Source organism: Silvimonas terrae (assembly GCF_014202765.1).
GTDB lineage: Bacteria > Pseudomonadota > Gammaproteobacteria > Burkholderiales > Chitinibacteraceae > Silvimonas > Silvimonas terrae.
In genome coordinates this window covers 375,185-391,195 of record NZ_JACHHN010000004.1, presented here as the reverse complement: position 1 = coordinate 391,195, position 16,011 = coordinate 375,185, and the positions used below count along the sequence as shown (strand labels likewise).

Below are 16,011 nucleotides of genomic sequence, written 5' to 3'. Positions count from 1 at the left end.
ACGCGTTCAATACGGCGTGGCGGCTTGGTGGATTCCATAGCATGACCTTTTAGTTGATAATGTCTCCCATCATGCAAAATACAGTTGATAATGTCAACCGTCACGACACAGCCGAGGCGGTTTTTGAAGCGATCCACACCGTCATGCACCTGTACCGCTCACGCCAGTACCGGGCCATGCGGGACGATGCGCAAGAGCTCACCCACATGGAACACAAAGCCATGGGCTTTTTTGCGCGCTACCCAGGGGCAACGCAAAGTGATCTGGTTGCACACTCCGGGCGGGACAAAGCCCAGCTGGCGCGGCTGATCAAAGGCCTGAAAGATCGTGGCTTGCTGGAAGCAGAGCCAGACGCGGCGGACCGGCGCAATGTGCATCTACGGCTTTCCTGTACCGGCGAGCAGTTGTTTGCGGTTGCCCGCGAGCATGCGCGAGAGGTGGCCGATCTGGGCGTTGCCGGCTTGTCAGTGCCGCAGTGTGTGGCATTGCTGGATGCCCTGGCCGTGGTCAGGCAAAACCTGGAAAACGACCGCTAGCGCGCAGGCAGGGCCTGTCGCCCCGCGCCCCTCATCGACCATCTTCATCCGCCCGGCAGCGCATTGCGTTGACCGGGCTTTTTAACGGGCGTTGATCACGCCATGCCGGTCTATACGCACCGTTGTTGTGCAAAAAGTGCGTTCTTATTCTGTATTGGTGCTTACAGATTTTCTGAGTGCTGCCGATGAGTGGCTTGTTGCAAAGCCATCCTACCGGCTGTCTGGAAGTCGTTTATCACGCAGGGCTTACTTTGATGCGTAAGAAAACCATAAGAAATAAAAATAAGCATTTCCTGAATGATCGACTAAACCCGCATATTTGCTCAATTCATAACGATTACTTACAAGATTTAATACAAATCTGTTTTATTTGCTGTCGGTTTGCAGGGGCGTTGGCTGGCTGGTAAATAAGCAAAGCGTTATTTTACTTACAGAAGCTTTCGAATTAAATTTGGCTTAAAGAAATGCTGATAGAAGCATTTTTCTTACAAAATGAAGACAAGAAAAATGCGTCAAGGCATCAAAGGCTGCCAAGCCAGACTCCACCGAGGGGACGCCGGATGCGATGTTCCGGCCAGTAAATTGCGCAAAAGGATCGGGTAGAAAAACGGCCAGCCCATGCCGGGCAGGCCAGAATCGGTCAACCACAATTCAGGGGTTTTACATGAAAGTTCATCAACTTGTCGCTGGCGTAACGCTGGCACTGGCTGCCACCGGTGCCTTGGCCAAAAATACGCCTGCGCCGCTGCCGCCGCTGCCGGCGAGCAGTAGCCACGCGTACACGCTAGGCGTGGTGCAATCGCCTTCCGCTTTTTTTATCAATAATCCGGTGACCAGCTTGTCGTTCAGCGACACGATCACTTTCAGCGTCAATCCGACGTCTTACGCTGAACAGGTCTATTTCAACCAACTGCAACTGGGCTCGCTGCAAAATATTGGCTCCGCTACGCTCTCGCTGTGGGATACCACTACCAATACCTTTTTCGGTAGCGTGAGCCTGAATGAGCCGGTATTCACCGCCGCGGAAATTTTCTTTTCCGGCCACAACTACCTGCTCACGGTAGATGGCACGCTGGCGGCTGGCGCTCGCAGCGGCTACTACGGCATCAGCGGTCTGCTGACCCCGGTGCCGGAACCGGAAACCTGGGCGCTGCTGGGTCTGGGCATGGTGTCGCTGGTGGCTGCCCGTGCCCGCGCACGCAAGCGTAACGGTGGCCGGCTGGAGGCTGCTGCGGCCTGAGTCTGCCCACGCACGCCAGAAAAGCACAAGGCCCGCAGATGCGGGCCTTGTTGTTGGTACTCGTGGCAGGCAGAAGACGGGTTACTGGGCTGCCGGTTGGGTTTCTTCGTGGATGCCGCTGACATCTACTTCCACGCGGCGATCCGGTGCCAGACACTCGATCAGCTTCTTGCGGTTCTTGACCTTGGCGCAGGTGTCACCGGTAACCGGATCAGCCTTGCCCTTGCTCTGGGCTTCAACCTTGTCGGCCGGCGCGCCTTGTGCCACCAGATAGTCTGCTACAGCCTGTGCCCGGCGCTGGCCGAGTTCCTGGTTGTATTTGTCGCTACCCAGGCGGTCGGTATAACCGACAATGATGGCCTTGCCTTCCTTCGGATCCATGGCCTTGACCTGTTGATACAGCTGGTCAAGCGCATCCTTGCCTTCTGGTTTGAGCGTGGCTTTATCAAACGGGAACAGCACGTCGGTCTTGAGCGTGAAGTGCTTGGTCACCACTTGCGGTTCTGGCGCAGGGGCCGGGGCCGGTGCGGGCGCCGGTGCGGGCGCCGGGGCTTCTACCACCGGTGCTGGTGGCGGTGTCGGGCTGCCAAAGTAATAGTTCAGGTTGAGCGTGAAGCTGTTGCTCTGGAACTTCACGCCATTGCTGGACGGCGCCATGGCAGTCCATTCGCCGGCCAGACCCCAGTGCGGTGCCAGTTTGTATTCCAGCCCGGCGCCGCCGTGCAGGCCGTTGCCGGCAAAATCGTTACTCTGCCCGGAACCGCTCAGACGGCCGAAACCCAGCTTGATGTAGGGCAGCCAGCTGTTCATCTGGTAACCCAGTTTGACGTCGGCACCGCCCAGATTGGCGCCATACTTGGATTGCTCGCCATCGATGGGGCCGTCATGGTTGCTCTTGGCGATGCCGTCAAAAAAGCCGGACAAGCCCAGCAACCAGGTGCTATCCCACTGGGCGTTGTAACCGAATTCGCCGCCGCCGGTGTAGGTGCTGCTGCTGCCGGTGCTGAAGTCGCCCTTCATTTTGGAGGTGTTAACCCCACCATTGATGCCGACAAAGAAACCGGAGAAATCATCAGCACATAGCGCCTGTGCACTGATCAGGGTGGCCAGAATGGTCAGGCCCAAACGAGCTTTCTTCATTGCGTACTCCTTTCTTTGTTTTTTTCCCGGTATACCGCCTTGGCCGTACCGGCCAGGCAGTGAAACCACAGACCCTCGATTGCGTTTGTAACGACAATCTCTGCGACTATAGGATTTACGTTTGTCCGCGCATAAATGACACTTGAATATCGTCAGACGTACGGTAGGTGAAAGCTAATGTGCGTGGTTTTTGCTACAGTTTTTTCAGGGTCAGACAGAGAGGATGAAACCAGTGGTCTGCCCAAAGGTAGACGCTGGAAAACCAAGCAATGACAGGTGCTGCGCGCCAGATGCACCCCGCAAAAGGCAGCCCGCCCGAGCGGGTGAAGTGAGGTTTTTTCTGGCCGCTAATACCACTTTGTTGCGCCAGGAAGACAGCGCAGAGTCCTCCCACACCTTCAGTATGAACACGCTGTATCGCCCACAAACCGCCCACTCTGTTGCCACCATGCGCCGCGGTTTGTTTATAAGATCGGTAGCGATCCATCCCCAGGGAGCAAGACATGACTACCGTACTTCCCACTTTTCAGGACGTGCTGGCCGCCGCAGACCGCATTGCCGGGCATGCGCATCGCACGCCGGTGCTGACGTCACGCACACTCAATGCCGAGCTGGGCGCCGAGGTGTTCCTCAAGTGTGAGAACTTTCAGCGTATGGGCGCGTTCAAGTTTCGCGGTGCGTTCAATGCGCTGTCCCGCTTCGATGCAGACCAGCGCCGGCGCGGCGTGATTGCGTTCTCTTCCGGTAATCACGCCCAGGCCATTGCGCTCGCGGCGCGGATGCTGGATATGCCGGCCACCATCCTGATGCCGCAGGATGCGCCGGCTGCCAAAGTGGCGGCCACTGAGGGTTACGGTGGCAAAGTGGTGTTTTTTGACCGCTACCAGGATGACCGGGAGGTCTTGGGCCGTGCGCTGGCCGAGCGTGATGGCCTGACGTTGATCCCGCCCTTTGATCATCCGGACATTATTGCCGGGCAGGGTACGGCCGCGCTGGAACTGTTTGAAGAGACGGGCCCGCTGGACGCCCTGTTTGTGCCACTGGGCGGGGGCGGTTTGTTGTCTGGCACCGCGCTGACCACGCGGGTTGAAGCGCCGGATTGCAAACTGTACGGCGTGGAGCCGGAAGCCGGTAACGATGGTCAGCAATCGTTCAGAAGCGGTCAGATTGTGCGCATCGCCACGCCCAGAACCATTGCCGACGGTGCGCAGACGGCTCACCTTGGCGCGCTGACGTTCCCGATCATTCGTGACAAGGTGGACGATATTCTCACGGCGACGGATGCGGATCTGGTGGCAAGCATGCGCTTTGCGGCCAGCCGCATGAAACAGATTATCGAACCCACAGGCTGCTTGGGGTTGGCGGCCGCGCGTGGCATGGGGCGACAGTTGCAGGGCCAGCGAGTAGGGGTGATTGTCAGCGGCGGCAATGTCGATCTGGCCGATCTGGGGCGATATTTCAGCGCGGGGTGAGGGTGTGTGACCAGCGCGTGAATTCTCTGTTTCAGAAAGCCTTGCGTCATATTTGAGTCATGTTTTCGGGCCTACCCTAAGTCCGCAAAACCGTCACGCGGCGGTTTTCTGGCCCGGCAGCGCGGTCTGTGCCGGCTTTATGTGCATACGCCCGGAAACAACGACATGTCTGACAAACCTTTGGTGGATGAAGCATCCGCGCCGGCAGTAACGCGGCGCGGTTTTCTCAAGCTGGCTGGTGTTTCGGGGGTGGCCACCGCCACCGGCGGCCTCGTCCTGGCGGGGAAGGCCGCTGCTGTCGCGCCAGATGGCACGCCGGAACAGGTCCACCTGACCTGGGGGGGCGATCCCTGTTCTGAAGTGGTGATTTCCTGGGCCTCGCTGGCGCCGGCCATCAATGCGCGCGTCCATGTGGCCGGCAGCAACGCCCCGCGCGCCACGCATCACGCGGTGCAGCGCACCTACACGGATGGCCTGAATGGCGAGGTGGTCTTCACGTATCACGTGCGCCTGCATGATCTGCACCCGGGCACCACCTACCAGTATCAGGTCACCGCAGATAACGACAGCAACGCCGCGCAGCCGTTTGCCGCCAGTTTTGCCACGGCACCGCGTGGTCGTGCACCGTTCCGCTTTACCAGTTATGGCGATCTGGCTACGGCCAACACCAACTGGGTGCTGTCGACGCCGCAGAGCAAGTTTGCCGTGCAGGCCGTGGAACGCTTCGCCCCGTTGTTCCATTTGCTCAATGGCGACCTGTGCTACGCCAACCTCAACCCGACACACCAACCGGATGTGTGGCGCGACTTTGGCAACAACAACCAGACCTCTGCCGCCCTGCGGCCGTGGATGCCGTGCCCGGGCAACCACGAAGTGGAGTTCTACAACGGCCAGCAAGGCTACACGTCTTACCTGACCCGCTACACCTTGCCGGACAACGGCACGGCGTTCCCGGGGCGCTGGTATAGCTTTCGGGTCAGCTCGGTGTTGTTTGTCTCGCTGGATGCTGATGATGTGGTGTTGCAGGATGGGGCCGCCTTTGTGGCCGGCCCCGCGCCGCTGGTGCCGGCAGCCAGCACCGGTAATGCGCCGATCGAGCCGGGCACGTCGTTCTACATCAATGGCTACAGCAATGGCGAACAGACCCGCTGGCTGGAGCACACCCTGCGCAAGGCAGAGCACGATCCGGATATCGACTGGGTGGTGGTGCAGATGCACCAGGATGCGCTGAGTTCATCCAAAGGCGGCAATGGCTCGGACAAAGGCTTGCGCGCCGAATGGCTGCCGCTGTTCGACCGCTACGGGGTCGATCTGGTGCTGTGCGGGCATGATCACGATTACGAGCGCAGTCACCCGGTACGCGGTTGCAATCACAATACCGGGGTTGATGCGGCCTCTGGCCAACCGGTGGATACGCTGCAACCCAAGCCGGTGCTCAGTGCGCAAACGGGTAACGCCACCTGGGACACTACCCACGGCACCATCCACCTGATTCTGGGCGGCGGCGGCACCAGTTCCCCGGCGGATACCTGGGGCGTGAATAGCGGCACCGGTAACCCGCAGGCCAAGGTCATCACCAGGCCCAACCGGCCGGTGCCCGGCACCACCGCCGGCACTTTTGTGCGCCCCCCGGCAGATGCCCTGGAAGACGCCATCTGGTCGGCCCAGCGTGATACCGGTACGGGTTACGGCATTGCCGTGTTCGACCATGATCCGGGCCAGCCGGGCGGCAAGACCACCATCACCATGAGCTATTACCACGCTGCCGGCGCCGATCAGACCGCCAATGCCGAGTACACCTTGTTCGAGACGATCGTGCTGGCCAAAGACCGTCAGCGCGACGGACATGGTCATCATCACGATTAAGGCATGACGCGGGGTGGATTCCGGCGCCCCAACCACGGCCAGCCCGCAACGGCTGGCCGTTTTTTGTCCAGGCGCAGGATCAGTGCAGGGCGCCCAGCATCTTCAGGCCGGTAGACAGACCTTGCGGCGCCACATCGTCCTGCACAGCCACGCGGGCCGTGCCGATCAGACCCCAGGCGCGGGAGAGTGGCTCCAGCTGTTCAGGGAGGCAGAAAAAACAGACATCGCCCTGTTTGTTAGCGGCTGTGGTGTAGTGGCCGCAATACAGCACCGCGCCTTGCAGCGGGCTTTGCACCTTGTCGGCCCAACCCAGCCCCAGGTGGCGCATATGGCCACGAATGGCAAAGGCGCTACACAACAAGAACAGCGGTCGGTGGCTGGCCGGATCGGGAATCTGATAGATGTTCATGGCGGATACTCCATGGTCAATGGCAACGCCGTTGTGGCGTCGTCAGGGTCAGTATCCGCAAGCGCCAGGGGGCGTGCTGCCGCTTTGGCACCCGTTTTATCGTCAGTACCCCGGGTGGTGTCATGTGGGCGCTGCGCTGAGCGGCAGCGGCGAAATCGATGCCCTGTGTAGGACTAATCCCGCATTTTACAGGCCGCGCAGGATTTCCAGATCATCCACATCCCGGCGCAACTGGTTCTGCAAGAGGCGTGTGACCTCTTCGGCATGATTGCCCCGATCCAGCTCGTACTGGCCCTCACGGATCAGGATGATCTTCATGGCCGACTGATCCACCACGCTGGCAAAACAGAAGTGTTCGTCACCGATCTGCAAGGGAATGGCGCGGCGGTGGATCTCGTCGTAATCCTGCCCTTCGCGGATGGTGAACAGCCGGTACAGAAAAGGGCGTTGTTGCGGCACATTGAGCACGCCGCCAAAGCGCGACATCTGCAGGAGGAAGGCGGCCGTTTTCTCCGGCGGCACAGAGAATGCATCGACCAGCCGTTTCAGATTGTCGTCCCGCCGATCAATCAACAGGTTAAGGTCCAGCGCCTCGCGCGGCAGACCCAAAAGCTGCATGGCCTTGCTGCCCACAATCACAAAAGAGACGTGGTAGCGCAGCAACTGGGAGAGAAGATCGCTTTCTATGCGGGAGAGCGTAAACATGGGCCGGGCTACCTTGGTACCGCGCGGGTTTGAAATCCATCTTAGAACAGCCCGTTGACGACGTCAGCTTCAGATGCAGCGGGTATGCCCACGTGTCAGAAATGGAAAGTTGATAACTTTCTTTAACATTACATACGCAAGCCGCGCCGCTGTTGAGCTGACAGGGGATGAGGCACCCGGCAAGACCCCCAAACATGGGGTTGGCGTGAAATACTTACGGATGCACGTATTCATTCATGCCAGTGTCCGCACCCTGTCCGCGTTGGCTGTTTTCCTCCTGAGTCCATTGAATACAAGTGTTTGATGATATTTGTCTGGCCTTTATCCGGGCTGCGTCCAGGCCGTTGTGGCCCAGGCTTTATGTCGCGCTGCAAAACCGGGATGCCCCGGAGAGGGCGCTGAACTGTAGGCACCTTCTTACGGTGTGCCATTGCCGTTCGTCGTATTTGTGATTCTTTTTCTTACCATAAAAGACAGTAAGTATTGTTTTTATCTACAGCCAGAGTTAGCTTATGGCTGTCGGGTTTCATAACAGAAGTCAGATCAAGTCAGGGGGACGTCATGAACTTGGGGGTCAAAGCATTAGGCGTTGCGGTCGCGCTGGTCGCGAGCACGGCCGCGCAAGCCAGACATTATGATTTTGGCAATTTGCTGGCCGGTTCCGGGCCCTCTTTTGCCGATTTCGCCAGCCTTAAAATTACGCAAAGCAATACGTCGACATGGTTGTTCTCGCTGACGCTGGATCAGGATATCTCGACCTTTTTTGGCAATGGCGCTTTTGTCGGCTCCATGGCGGTGGATCTGGGCGGCCCGCTGAGCCATGAACTGGTCAGCAACGTCACAGGTACCGGCGGCTGGATTCCGCAAGTCACCCGCGCCAGCGGTGGCGGCCCCACCGGTGCTTATGACTTCCGCTTTAATTTTGGCGGCGGCTCGGACAAGTTCATGAAGGGCGATACGGTAAGTTGGGCGGTGACCTTTGAAGGCCCGCACAATGCACTGATCGTGCCGACCGTCTTTGCCAATTCCTTTGCGCTGCATGTGCAGAACACCAAGTATTGCGATGGCAGCGCCTGGTATAGCAGCTTCCCTGTGACGCCTGTGCCAGAGCCGGAAACCTGGGCGCTGTTGGGTCTGGGCCTGACTGCGGTGACCGCCACGCGCTGGCGTACGTTGCGTAAAGGGCGCAAAGCCGCCTGAACAGGCCGAATCTGGCTATGATGGGGTGTTCATTTGACTGTCCACAGGACACCCCTTCATGCATACCAGCGCGCGTAACCAGTTTGTTGGCACCGTCACCACCATCACCGAAGGCGCGGTGAATGACGAGATTGAAATCACCCTGCCTGGCGGCGAAATCGTCGTCGCCGTCATTACCCGTCAAAGTACGCGCGCACTGGGCCTGAAAACCGGCGGCACTGCGCTGGCGCTGGTCAAGGCGTCCTGGGTCATCCTCGCCCGCCCGGATTCGGGCATTCGGCTGTCTACCCGTAACCGGCTGGAAGGTGTCGTCAAGGCGGTCAAGCCCGGCGCAGTCAATGCCGAGGTGGAAATCTCGCTCAAAGGCGGCAACACCCTTGTGGCCATTGTGACCCTGGAAAGCGTCAACGCGCTGGGGCTGGCGGCCGGTCAATCTACCGTGGCGTTCTTCAAGGCCTCACAAGTGGTCGTGGGCGTGACGGCTTAGTCTGCGCGGGGCCTGGGCGGTACTTTACTGCACAAAATTGCGGATCAGACTGCAGACCAGTGGCGCGTTGGCCAGTTGCGGCATATGGCCATGTAGCTCCACGGTATGCATACGCGCCGCGCGCATCACCCGGGCCATATATTCACCGGCGCTGACCGGGGCGATCGGATCATCGCTGCACTGAATGATCAGGCTGGGCAAGGCAAAGCCTTTGATGGTGTCGCGCAGGTCTGACAGAAAAATGGCATGGGCAAACAGGCTGGCCATCGCCGGGTCCATGGCAAACAGGCGGCGGCGCATCTCGATATGGATGGGGCCGGTGACGCCTTCGCTGGAGGCAATCTGCGCCAGTTGCGCCGCCCAGCCTTGATAATTGCGATCCATCGTTGCGAGCATGTCGTGGATGCTGGCCAGGTCAAACCCGCCAACGTAGTTGTCTTGCGGGTGATTGATATAGCAAGGCGAGGGCGCCAGCATCACCATGCGCCCAATGCGGCGCGGCACCAGCGCGCTGGCCAGTACACCAATCATGGCGCTGGCCGAATGCCCTACGTACACCACATCCCATAAATCCAGCGCGCTGAGGATGTCCGCGACGTCTTCGGCATAGCCGTCCAGGCTGGCGTGACGCTGCGGGTCAAAGGTTTCTGCCACGCCGTGTCCCGCATGATCAAACAAGACCAGGCGGTAATGGCTGGCAAGCTCCGGGACGACCCGCCGCCAGATGGTCTGGTCGCAGGCAAAGCCATGCGCCAGCACCAGGGTAACCGGGCCTGTGCCCACAATCTGTACATGGTGGCGCTGGATGACCGGAGTCGCCATGGTTTTGCGTCCTGAGGAGTGGCCTGGTGTTCACCATAGAATCGCGCGCGGGCCTTTGCACTTGGCAAAAACGGCAATGGACCAGGCTTAATGCGGCCCGCGCAATAGTTGCTGAATCTGTAACAACAGGGTGACCTCCGCCATGCGGCGGCGGGTAAGCGCCGCGGCCTGCGTGAACGGGCCGGCAGGATTGAGTACCGCGCCAAGGCAATGATCGTAGATGGGGCCGGGCAGGGACCATTGCTGCGTTTGTGCGCCGTGGCTGACGCTCAAAACATCCGCATTGCCTTGCCGGTTCAGGCGAATCACCCGGCCATCCCGCAGGTGCAGCGCAAATCCTTTTTGCCCGCCTGCCGCGCCCGCGTATTTGTTCAGCCAGATATCCGTGGTAATCCCGCCTAGCCGCCCTTGCAGATGTGCTTCGCCCTCGGCGGTGACCAGATCGGTACGCACAATGGGCCGGCCCAACCGGTCTTTGCAATGGGTCAGATGCAGTTGCAGGGTATCTTCGCCGCCCAGATGGTGGATGATCTCGCGCAGCAGGGCCAGCACGTGCGTGCCGGTATCCAGAATCACCCCATCCGGGTGTTGTAACTGGCGGGTGTCCGGTTCACCGGTGGCAAAGTTGAGCGCAATGGGTTCGCCGGCCGCATTCAAGCCGCTGGGTTCCTGCAAAAAGCCTTCAATACGGCTGATGTCCGCCAAGGCGAGCGGCAAGCGCGCGTCTTGCCCGTCTTGCGCTTGCCAGGCCGGATTGACGGCGTTGGGTGCCAGCCAGCTGTTGCGAACCATCCAGTGGTCCAGCGCCAGAACACGCCGCGCGTGCGCGGGATCGCCCAGTAACTGATTGAGCTGGCTCATTTGCGCCAGGCTGGCCACGACTGGTTTTTCGACGCAGATGCGGGGCACCGGGCTGGCCAGCGCCTGTTGCAATACCGGCAGATGGCTGGTGCTGGAGGTTGTGATGAACAGGATATCCAGCGATTGGGCCAGTAATCCTTCCAGGCTTGTACAGCGTTGTATTCCCGTGGGCGCGCGGGCGGGATCGGGATCGAATCCGTAGCACAAGGTATCCGCCCGGCCCAGGCGTTGCAGCGCTGGCAAATATGCGGTGTGAACCACCGCGCCCAATCCGGCAAAACCGATCTGCATGAGAGATTCCCGTTGCGGCAATGAATGTAACGCACTCTGTATTCGATACCTGAGGGTACAAAATTCTGCCGTCGCCGGCATGCACAAGGTGCGCAGATTTACCGATCATATCGCCAGATTTGCCGGCATGCCGCAAGACAAAAACCACCGCACCCAGGTTTGCACGGCCCTGACGCAGCGATGCGCATGCGCTAAACCAAGGAGCTCCTGGTGGTGTTACCCGGCAAGAATACGCACGTCTTTTATATCCACAGCCCCATCACATGGTCGATGGCGCAAGCTGTCATCGCCCACCTTGGCCTGACCGATACCGATATCCGTTTGATCGGCGCACGCGGTATGACCGGGCCCGGCCTGCATCTGACCGTGGCCGATGATGGCGGGGTATCCATTGCCGATAGCTGCGCCTTTTTGCAGCAGATGCTGGCGATTTGCGAGCCCGGCCGGGGGCTGGTGCTGTATCTGCCGCATTCGGTCTTTCTGGCTGCACGCATTCTGGGGCGAAGCGGGCGGGTACAGCAGATTCACTATCTGGAAGAAGGTCTGACCAGCGCCGAGCCCGCCCGGCTGGCGGCCATGCCCCCCTTGCTGGCGGAGGCCGCGCCATTGCTGCAAGCCTTGCGGCAACACGGACTGATCGACGCCCTGCAATTAGACCCCGCAGACATCGCCCGCTGCGCACTGATGCCGGCTGCCGCATTTGACTGGCGCAATCCCAAATACGCCGGCAGCTTTGCTTGCTCGGACGATACCTTTGGCGGCATGCCGCAGGTGACACCGCTGACGCTCCCCCGTGCAGCCAGTGCACAGCGCGCGCAACTGGTCAGTTTTGCCAGCGTGCTCACCGGTGCCGGCTGCGGGCCCGACCTGACCGCCGTGATTGAAGCGCAATGCGTGCGCGTACTGGCCATGGCAGAAACCATGAGTGCCCGCTACGCGGCCGAGGCGTTGCTGTTCCGGCTGCACCCCCGCGATTCAGGTGGTTTGCCCCGCTGGTTTTACGATGCCTGGCGGCGTTACGGCCAAACCTACCCGCGCTGGTGCGAGTTGCACGGGCTGGACTCGCTGGCAGAACCCGCGCTGCATCACTTTGCGCACTACCACGTGATTGGCCACAGCACGCAGAGCAAATACGTCTGTGCCTGGTGGGGCGCAGCAAGCTTGTCCAGGGTCGCGCAGTTGTACTGAGACCGGCTGTGCACCAGATCAGGAAAGAGACCACTTTCCAATCACCTGGCCTGAATCGGTAATACCACTTTGCAGTATGGATACCCATCTGGGGGCTGGCGTGGATGGGGGCGGTCAATCCGCGTTGGCCCAATAATTCTTTCCAATGTTGTAAATATTCTTATTTCTCTTGGCGTGACCTCGCCGTCATCTTTTTGCGCTTTTCCTGCAACACTTCTGTCATACCGTTCGTCAGCATTCCGGCCAGCCGGCGTGGCTGGATTTCGTGCACATTGCCAGTGCATGGTATTAGCCGTGCATTGGTGCAAGCCACCGAAAATACTAGGTTTTCTGCGATGTTGAGCCGATTTTTTGTGCACAGCAACGAGGCATGAAACGGTCGGTGGATGTCTTGCTCTGACGCGTTTGTCGCGGTGCGGCCAAAGACAGAACGACACAAAACCAAACCAACCCGAATTGACAGCAAGGGGGCGAATGTCGCGTAATTGCACAAACAAAAAGGCGAGACGACGGCGGCTTGCTGGCAGGACGGGGGAGGCGCCAGCAAGCCGTTGCGCTAAGTTAGTAGAAGAAAACATAAGACCACTTGGCCGATAACCATAAATCAACTCACGGACCAGGTGATCAAAAATCCCGCTACAGGGAAATGCTGATCCAGACAGAGGGCGGCGATGGAAACCAAATTGCAAGACGGGTTGTACCAGGGCGTGCTGGCCATGCTGGGCGGCGTGTTTTTTTTGTCTTTTGCGTTCTGGCTGATGGTGGTGTGTCGCGTCGACATGCCACTGGTGCTGGCCGCCCTGGGGACTTGCACAATCGGCATCATGATTCTGGTCATGGGCTGGTTGGCTGCGGTTGATACTTTTCCTTTTCTGTTGGCAGCGCTGAGTATTATCTGTGGTGCGCTGTTTCCGGTTTTCAGCCTGCTGCTCCAGCGGCACGGCTTTGGCGCCGAGGCTTCGTTTGGCGTGTCGGCCTCCTGGCCACTGATTCTGTTGATCCCTCTCCTTGGTATGACACTGCGTGATTTCTGGTTGGGCGCCGTGCCCATGCGTAAAACCGCACGGCCCCGTGTGATGCCCGCAGCCAGCAGTGGCTGGAGCGTCTCCATCTGATTGCAAGCTGATTGCCGGTGATCAAACCGTCCGCGCATGCGGGTCGGATTGTCTTTGCTCGCCGTTACGCCGGAGAAACCCATGAAGCGATTGATCTGTGTCGTGCTGGCTACGCTCGCCATTCAGGCGCGCGCTGATATCAATATTGGTGAATCTGTTCCGACCACTGGCCTTGCCAGCGTGACCGGCAAAGCATTGGCGGTGGGCGCCTCCATTTACTTTGGCCGCGTGAACGCGCAGGGCGGCATCAATGGCGAACCCATCAATCTGATCACGCGGGACGACGCTTATGATCCCGTGCGCACCATGAGCAATACCCGCGAGTTGATCGACAAGGAAAACGTGGTGGCGCTGGTGGGGTATTACGGCACGGCGCCACTGCAACAACTGCTGCAATCCAAAGCACTGGAAACCGCTGGCGTGCCGCTGGTGGGCGCTTATACCGGGGCGGAAAGCGTGCGCAATCCGGGTAGCCCGTATTTCTTCCAGACGCGTGCCGGCTACAGCCAGGAAGTAGAAAAAATTGTGGTGCTGCTGCACCAGTCGCTGGGGATCAAGCGCATTGCCGTCCTGGCGCAAAAAGACAGTTTTGGCGAGGCCGGCTACAACGCCATCAAAACCGAACTGGCCCGCCACAATATGCAACTGGCCGGTGAAGCCTGGTATGACCGCAACACGGGCGACACCGCGCCTGCTGCCGCCGCGCTGGCAAAAATGAACCCGGAAGCCATCCTGATGGTGGCGATCTCCAAACCGGCCGCCACCTTTACCAAACAATTCAAGGCTGCGGGGGGCACGTCCCAATTGTATGGGTTGTCCGCCATCCAGTTTGATGAAGTCACCCGTCAGGCCGGGCTGAATGTGGCGCATGGGCTGGGTTTGTCGCAGGTGTTCCCGGCGCCCACCAATGCCCAGTTGAAGATCGTGCGGGATTTTCAGCAAGACGCAGATGCATTTCTCAAATCCGGCGAGTACCCCAGCTATGCCTTGCTGGAAGGGTATATCTCTGCCCGTATCCTGACCGAGGCCCTGCGCCGCGCCGGCAAGAGCCCGACCCGGGCGACGGTGTATCAGGCGCTCAATGACATGAAACGCTTTGATCTGGGCGGGTATGTGGTGGACTTTTCTGATCGTAAACGGCTGGGCTCGGGCTTTGTGGAGCTGACCATGATTTCCGCCACTGGCACGCTGACGCGCTAGGGCACTGGTTTTTGCTGTAATGCTTGTTGTATGTGTTGTTTGTTGTTGAAGTGCATTTGTTCTGACTCCCAACGCAGCAGTTATTCAGGCCCGCCATGTGCGGGCTTTTTTTTGTGGGGCGTGAGGGGCTGGGCGGCGCCACGGGTAGCCCGGATGGAGCCGCAGGCGGGAATCCGGGGTGGCGGGCGTGGTTCATATTGTTGTGGTGTGTTAGCGCCTTGCGGCGCGGATTTGAAAGGCGTTTGATACCCGGGGCGCCGGGCCCAAAGAAAGGTCGTAGGGTGGATTCGGAGCGAAGCGACAATCCACCTTCATTGCCGTAAAACCCGAAACTACTGTTAGCGCCTTGCGGCGCGGGTTTGAAAGGCGTTTGATACCGGCGGTGGCCGGAGCACGTCCCTTTCTTTGCTTCGCCAAAGAAAGGAACCAAAGAAAGGCGACCCCAGCCGGGCGGCCCTCCGGGCTTCCCTCAGTCGGTCGGGAGCCTGGGGTCTCCCGTCCTCCTTCGGCGCTTGGCTTTGACGGGGGAGAAAGTCAAAAACAACCCCAACAGCAACAGCAACGGCAACGGCAATACCCACACCAACACCAACACCAACTGCCACTGCCACTGCCACTGCCACTGCCAATTCAACACGCACCCCACTGACTCGTCATTCCGGCCTTGAGCCGGAATCCAGCGACGACACATGCGCACTCTTTACGGTGAATTCGGAGCGCAGCACCGTAGCCCGGATGGAGCGAAGCGGGAATCCGGGGTGGCGATGTTGGCAAGAATGGTGTTGTGCGGTGAGGGGGCAGGCGAGTGAGGGCAGCGATATGGCCCGCATTGCAACCCCGGATTCCCGGACCTTCGGTCCTTCATCCGGGCTACGATGTGGTTTTCCCCAGATCGCGGGCGGCGGGCCGCCCGCGCTGTGCCCCGGTGGCCGGGGTCTCTCCTCCCCTCAGTTCAGCGGGCCGGCTTTGCCTTCAAGCCATTGCGCCAGCTGCTGGTGATGCCCGATCAAGATCACGCCTTTGCCCACATATGCCTTCACCCTTTCACAAGGCAGAAAAGCAGCGCGTAGCAGGACATCCGGTCCCAGAAGCAGGGCCGGTGAGTAGGGGTAAAGGGAATCAAAATCGACAACACACTCAATTGCGTCAAATAACACATTGGGCGGTTCTGGGGACGAGCGGGGTTCTGGCATACAATCCGTCTTAGCCATAATTACTATCCAATCTAGTGATTTTGGTTAGCGGGTCATCGGTGTTAGCGCACCTTTGGCTCGCGCCGGGTTTCATGTGTTTATCAAGTCATGGTGCGTCCTCCTGTTAAAGCGCCGGTGCCAACTGGTTTTTTATCTGGGTGTCATTGCTAACTGCTTGATTTGCGCGGGATTATGTATCCAGCGTTGCCCAAAGAGGTTAGCACCACCTGACACTGGATTCCATGATCAAGGGTGGGTCTGGTCGTGTCAGATGTCGGTAGTCTTG

General features: G+C 59.3%; 14 protein-coding genes. 9 read left to right on the top strand and 5 right to left on the bottom strand.

Annotated features, from left to right (window positions below; all coding sequences use genetic code 11):
- Positions 1–71: 71 nt before the first annotated feature.
- Both HNQ50_RS11840 and HNQ50_RS11835 read left to right on the top strand, forming a co-directional pair.
- Entirely contained in the window at positions 72–536 is a 465-nt protein-coding gene (locus HNQ50_RS11840) for a MarR family winged helix-turn-helix transcriptional regulator (RefSeq protein ID WP_184100929.1), read from the top strand.
- 664 nt (positions 537–1,200) lie between these two features.
- Positions 1,201–1,776 carry an FxDxF family PEP-CTERM protein gene (locus HNQ50_RS11835; RefSeq protein WP_184100927.1) on the top strand — a complete coding sequence of 192 codons (576 nt, stop codon included), beginning with the start codon at positions 1,201–1,203 and terminating at the stop codon, positions 1,774–1,776.
- A gap of 81 nt (positions 1,777–1,857) precedes the next feature.
- Here the strand turns inward: HNQ50_RS11835 and HNQ50_RS22340 are convergent, their stop codons facing one another.
- Positions 1,858–2,916, bottom strand: coding sequence for an OmpA family protein (locus HNQ50_RS22340; protein ID WP_221303142.1), 1,059 nt, complete (start codon positions 2,914–2,916; stop codon positions 1,858–1,860).
- A gap of 503 nt (positions 2,917–3,419) precedes the next feature.
- Here HNQ50_RS22340 and HNQ50_RS11825 point away from each other — a divergent pair.
- Positions 3,420–4,388, top strand: coding sequence for a threo-3-hydroxy-L-aspartate ammonia-lyase (locus tag HNQ50_RS11825; protein ID WP_184100925.1), 969 nt, complete (start codon positions 3,420–3,422; stop codon positions 4,386–4,388).
- A 165-nt stretch (positions 4,389–4,553) separates the two neighbouring features.
- Entirely contained in the window at positions 4,554–6,254 is a 1,701-nt protein-coding gene (locus HNQ50_RS11820) for a purple acid phosphatase family protein (RefSeq protein ID WP_184100923.1), read from the top strand.
- Positions 6,255–6,333: 79 nt separating this feature from the next.
- Here the strand turns inward: HNQ50_RS11820 and HNQ50_RS11815 are convergent, their stop codons facing one another.
- Positions 6,334–6,663 (bottom strand): hypothetical protein, encoded by a 330-nt coding sequence (locus HNQ50_RS11815; RefSeq protein WP_184100921.1) that lies wholly within the window; start codon positions 6,661–6,663, stop codon positions 6,334–6,336.
- A gap of 186 nt (positions 6,664–6,849) precedes the next feature.
- Entirely contained in the window at positions 6,850–7,368 is a 519-nt protein-coding gene (locus tag HNQ50_RS11810; protein WP_184100919.1) for a hypothetical protein, read from the bottom strand.
- 561 nt (positions 7,369–7,929) lie between these two features.
- On the opposite strand from HNQ50_RS11810, the gene HNQ50_RS11805 reads away from it, so the two are divergent.
- A complete protein-coding gene (locus HNQ50_RS11805; protein ID WP_184100918.1) occupies positions 7,930–8,568 on the top strand; it encodes a PEP-CTERM sorting domain-containing protein in 639 nt (212 codons plus the stop codon).
- Positions 8,569–8,626: 58 nt separating this feature from the next.
- Entirely contained in the window at positions 8,627–9,055 is a 429-nt protein-coding gene (locus HNQ50_RS11800; RefSeq protein ID WP_184100917.1) for a TOBE domain-containing protein, read from the top strand.
- 24 nt (positions 9,056–9,079) lie between these two features.
- On the opposite strand, the gene HNQ50_RS11795 is transcribed toward HNQ50_RS11800, so the two are convergent.
- On the bottom strand, positions 9,080–9,877 hold the full coding sequence (locus tag HNQ50_RS11795; RefSeq protein WP_184100916.1) for an alpha/beta fold hydrolase: 798 nt from the start codon (positions 9,875–9,877) through the stop codon (positions 9,080–9,082).
- Between the two features lie 87 nt (positions 9,878–9,964).
- Positions 9,965–11,029: a Gfo/Idh/MocA family oxidoreductase gene (locus HNQ50_RS11790; protein ID WP_184100915.1), complete on the bottom strand. Its 1,065-nt coding sequence runs from the start codon at positions 11,027–11,029 to the stop codon at positions 9,965–9,967.
- A gap of 210 nt (positions 11,030–11,239) precedes the next feature.
- On the opposite strand from HNQ50_RS11790, the gene HNQ50_RS11785 reads away from it, so the two are divergent.
- From HNQ50_RS11785 to HNQ50_RS11775, 3 genes are all read left to right on the top strand, one after another.
- Positions 11,240–12,217, top strand: coding sequence for a hypothetical protein (locus tag HNQ50_RS11785; RefSeq protein WP_184100914.1), 978 nt, complete (start codon positions 11,240–11,242; stop codon positions 12,215–12,217).
- Positions 12,218–12,888: 671 nt separating this feature from the next.
- On the top strand, positions 12,889–13,332 hold the full coding sequence (locus HNQ50_RS11780; RefSeq protein WP_184100913.1) for a hypothetical protein: 444 nt from the start codon (positions 12,889–12,891) through the stop codon (positions 13,330–13,332).
- A gap of 81 nt (positions 13,333–13,413) precedes the next feature.
- A complete protein-coding gene (locus HNQ50_RS11775) occupies positions 13,414–14,532 on the top strand; it encodes an ABC transporter substrate-binding protein (protein WP_184100912.1) in 1,119 nt (372 codons plus the stop codon).
- The last annotated feature ends 1,479 nt before the right edge of the window (positions 14,533–16,011 follow it).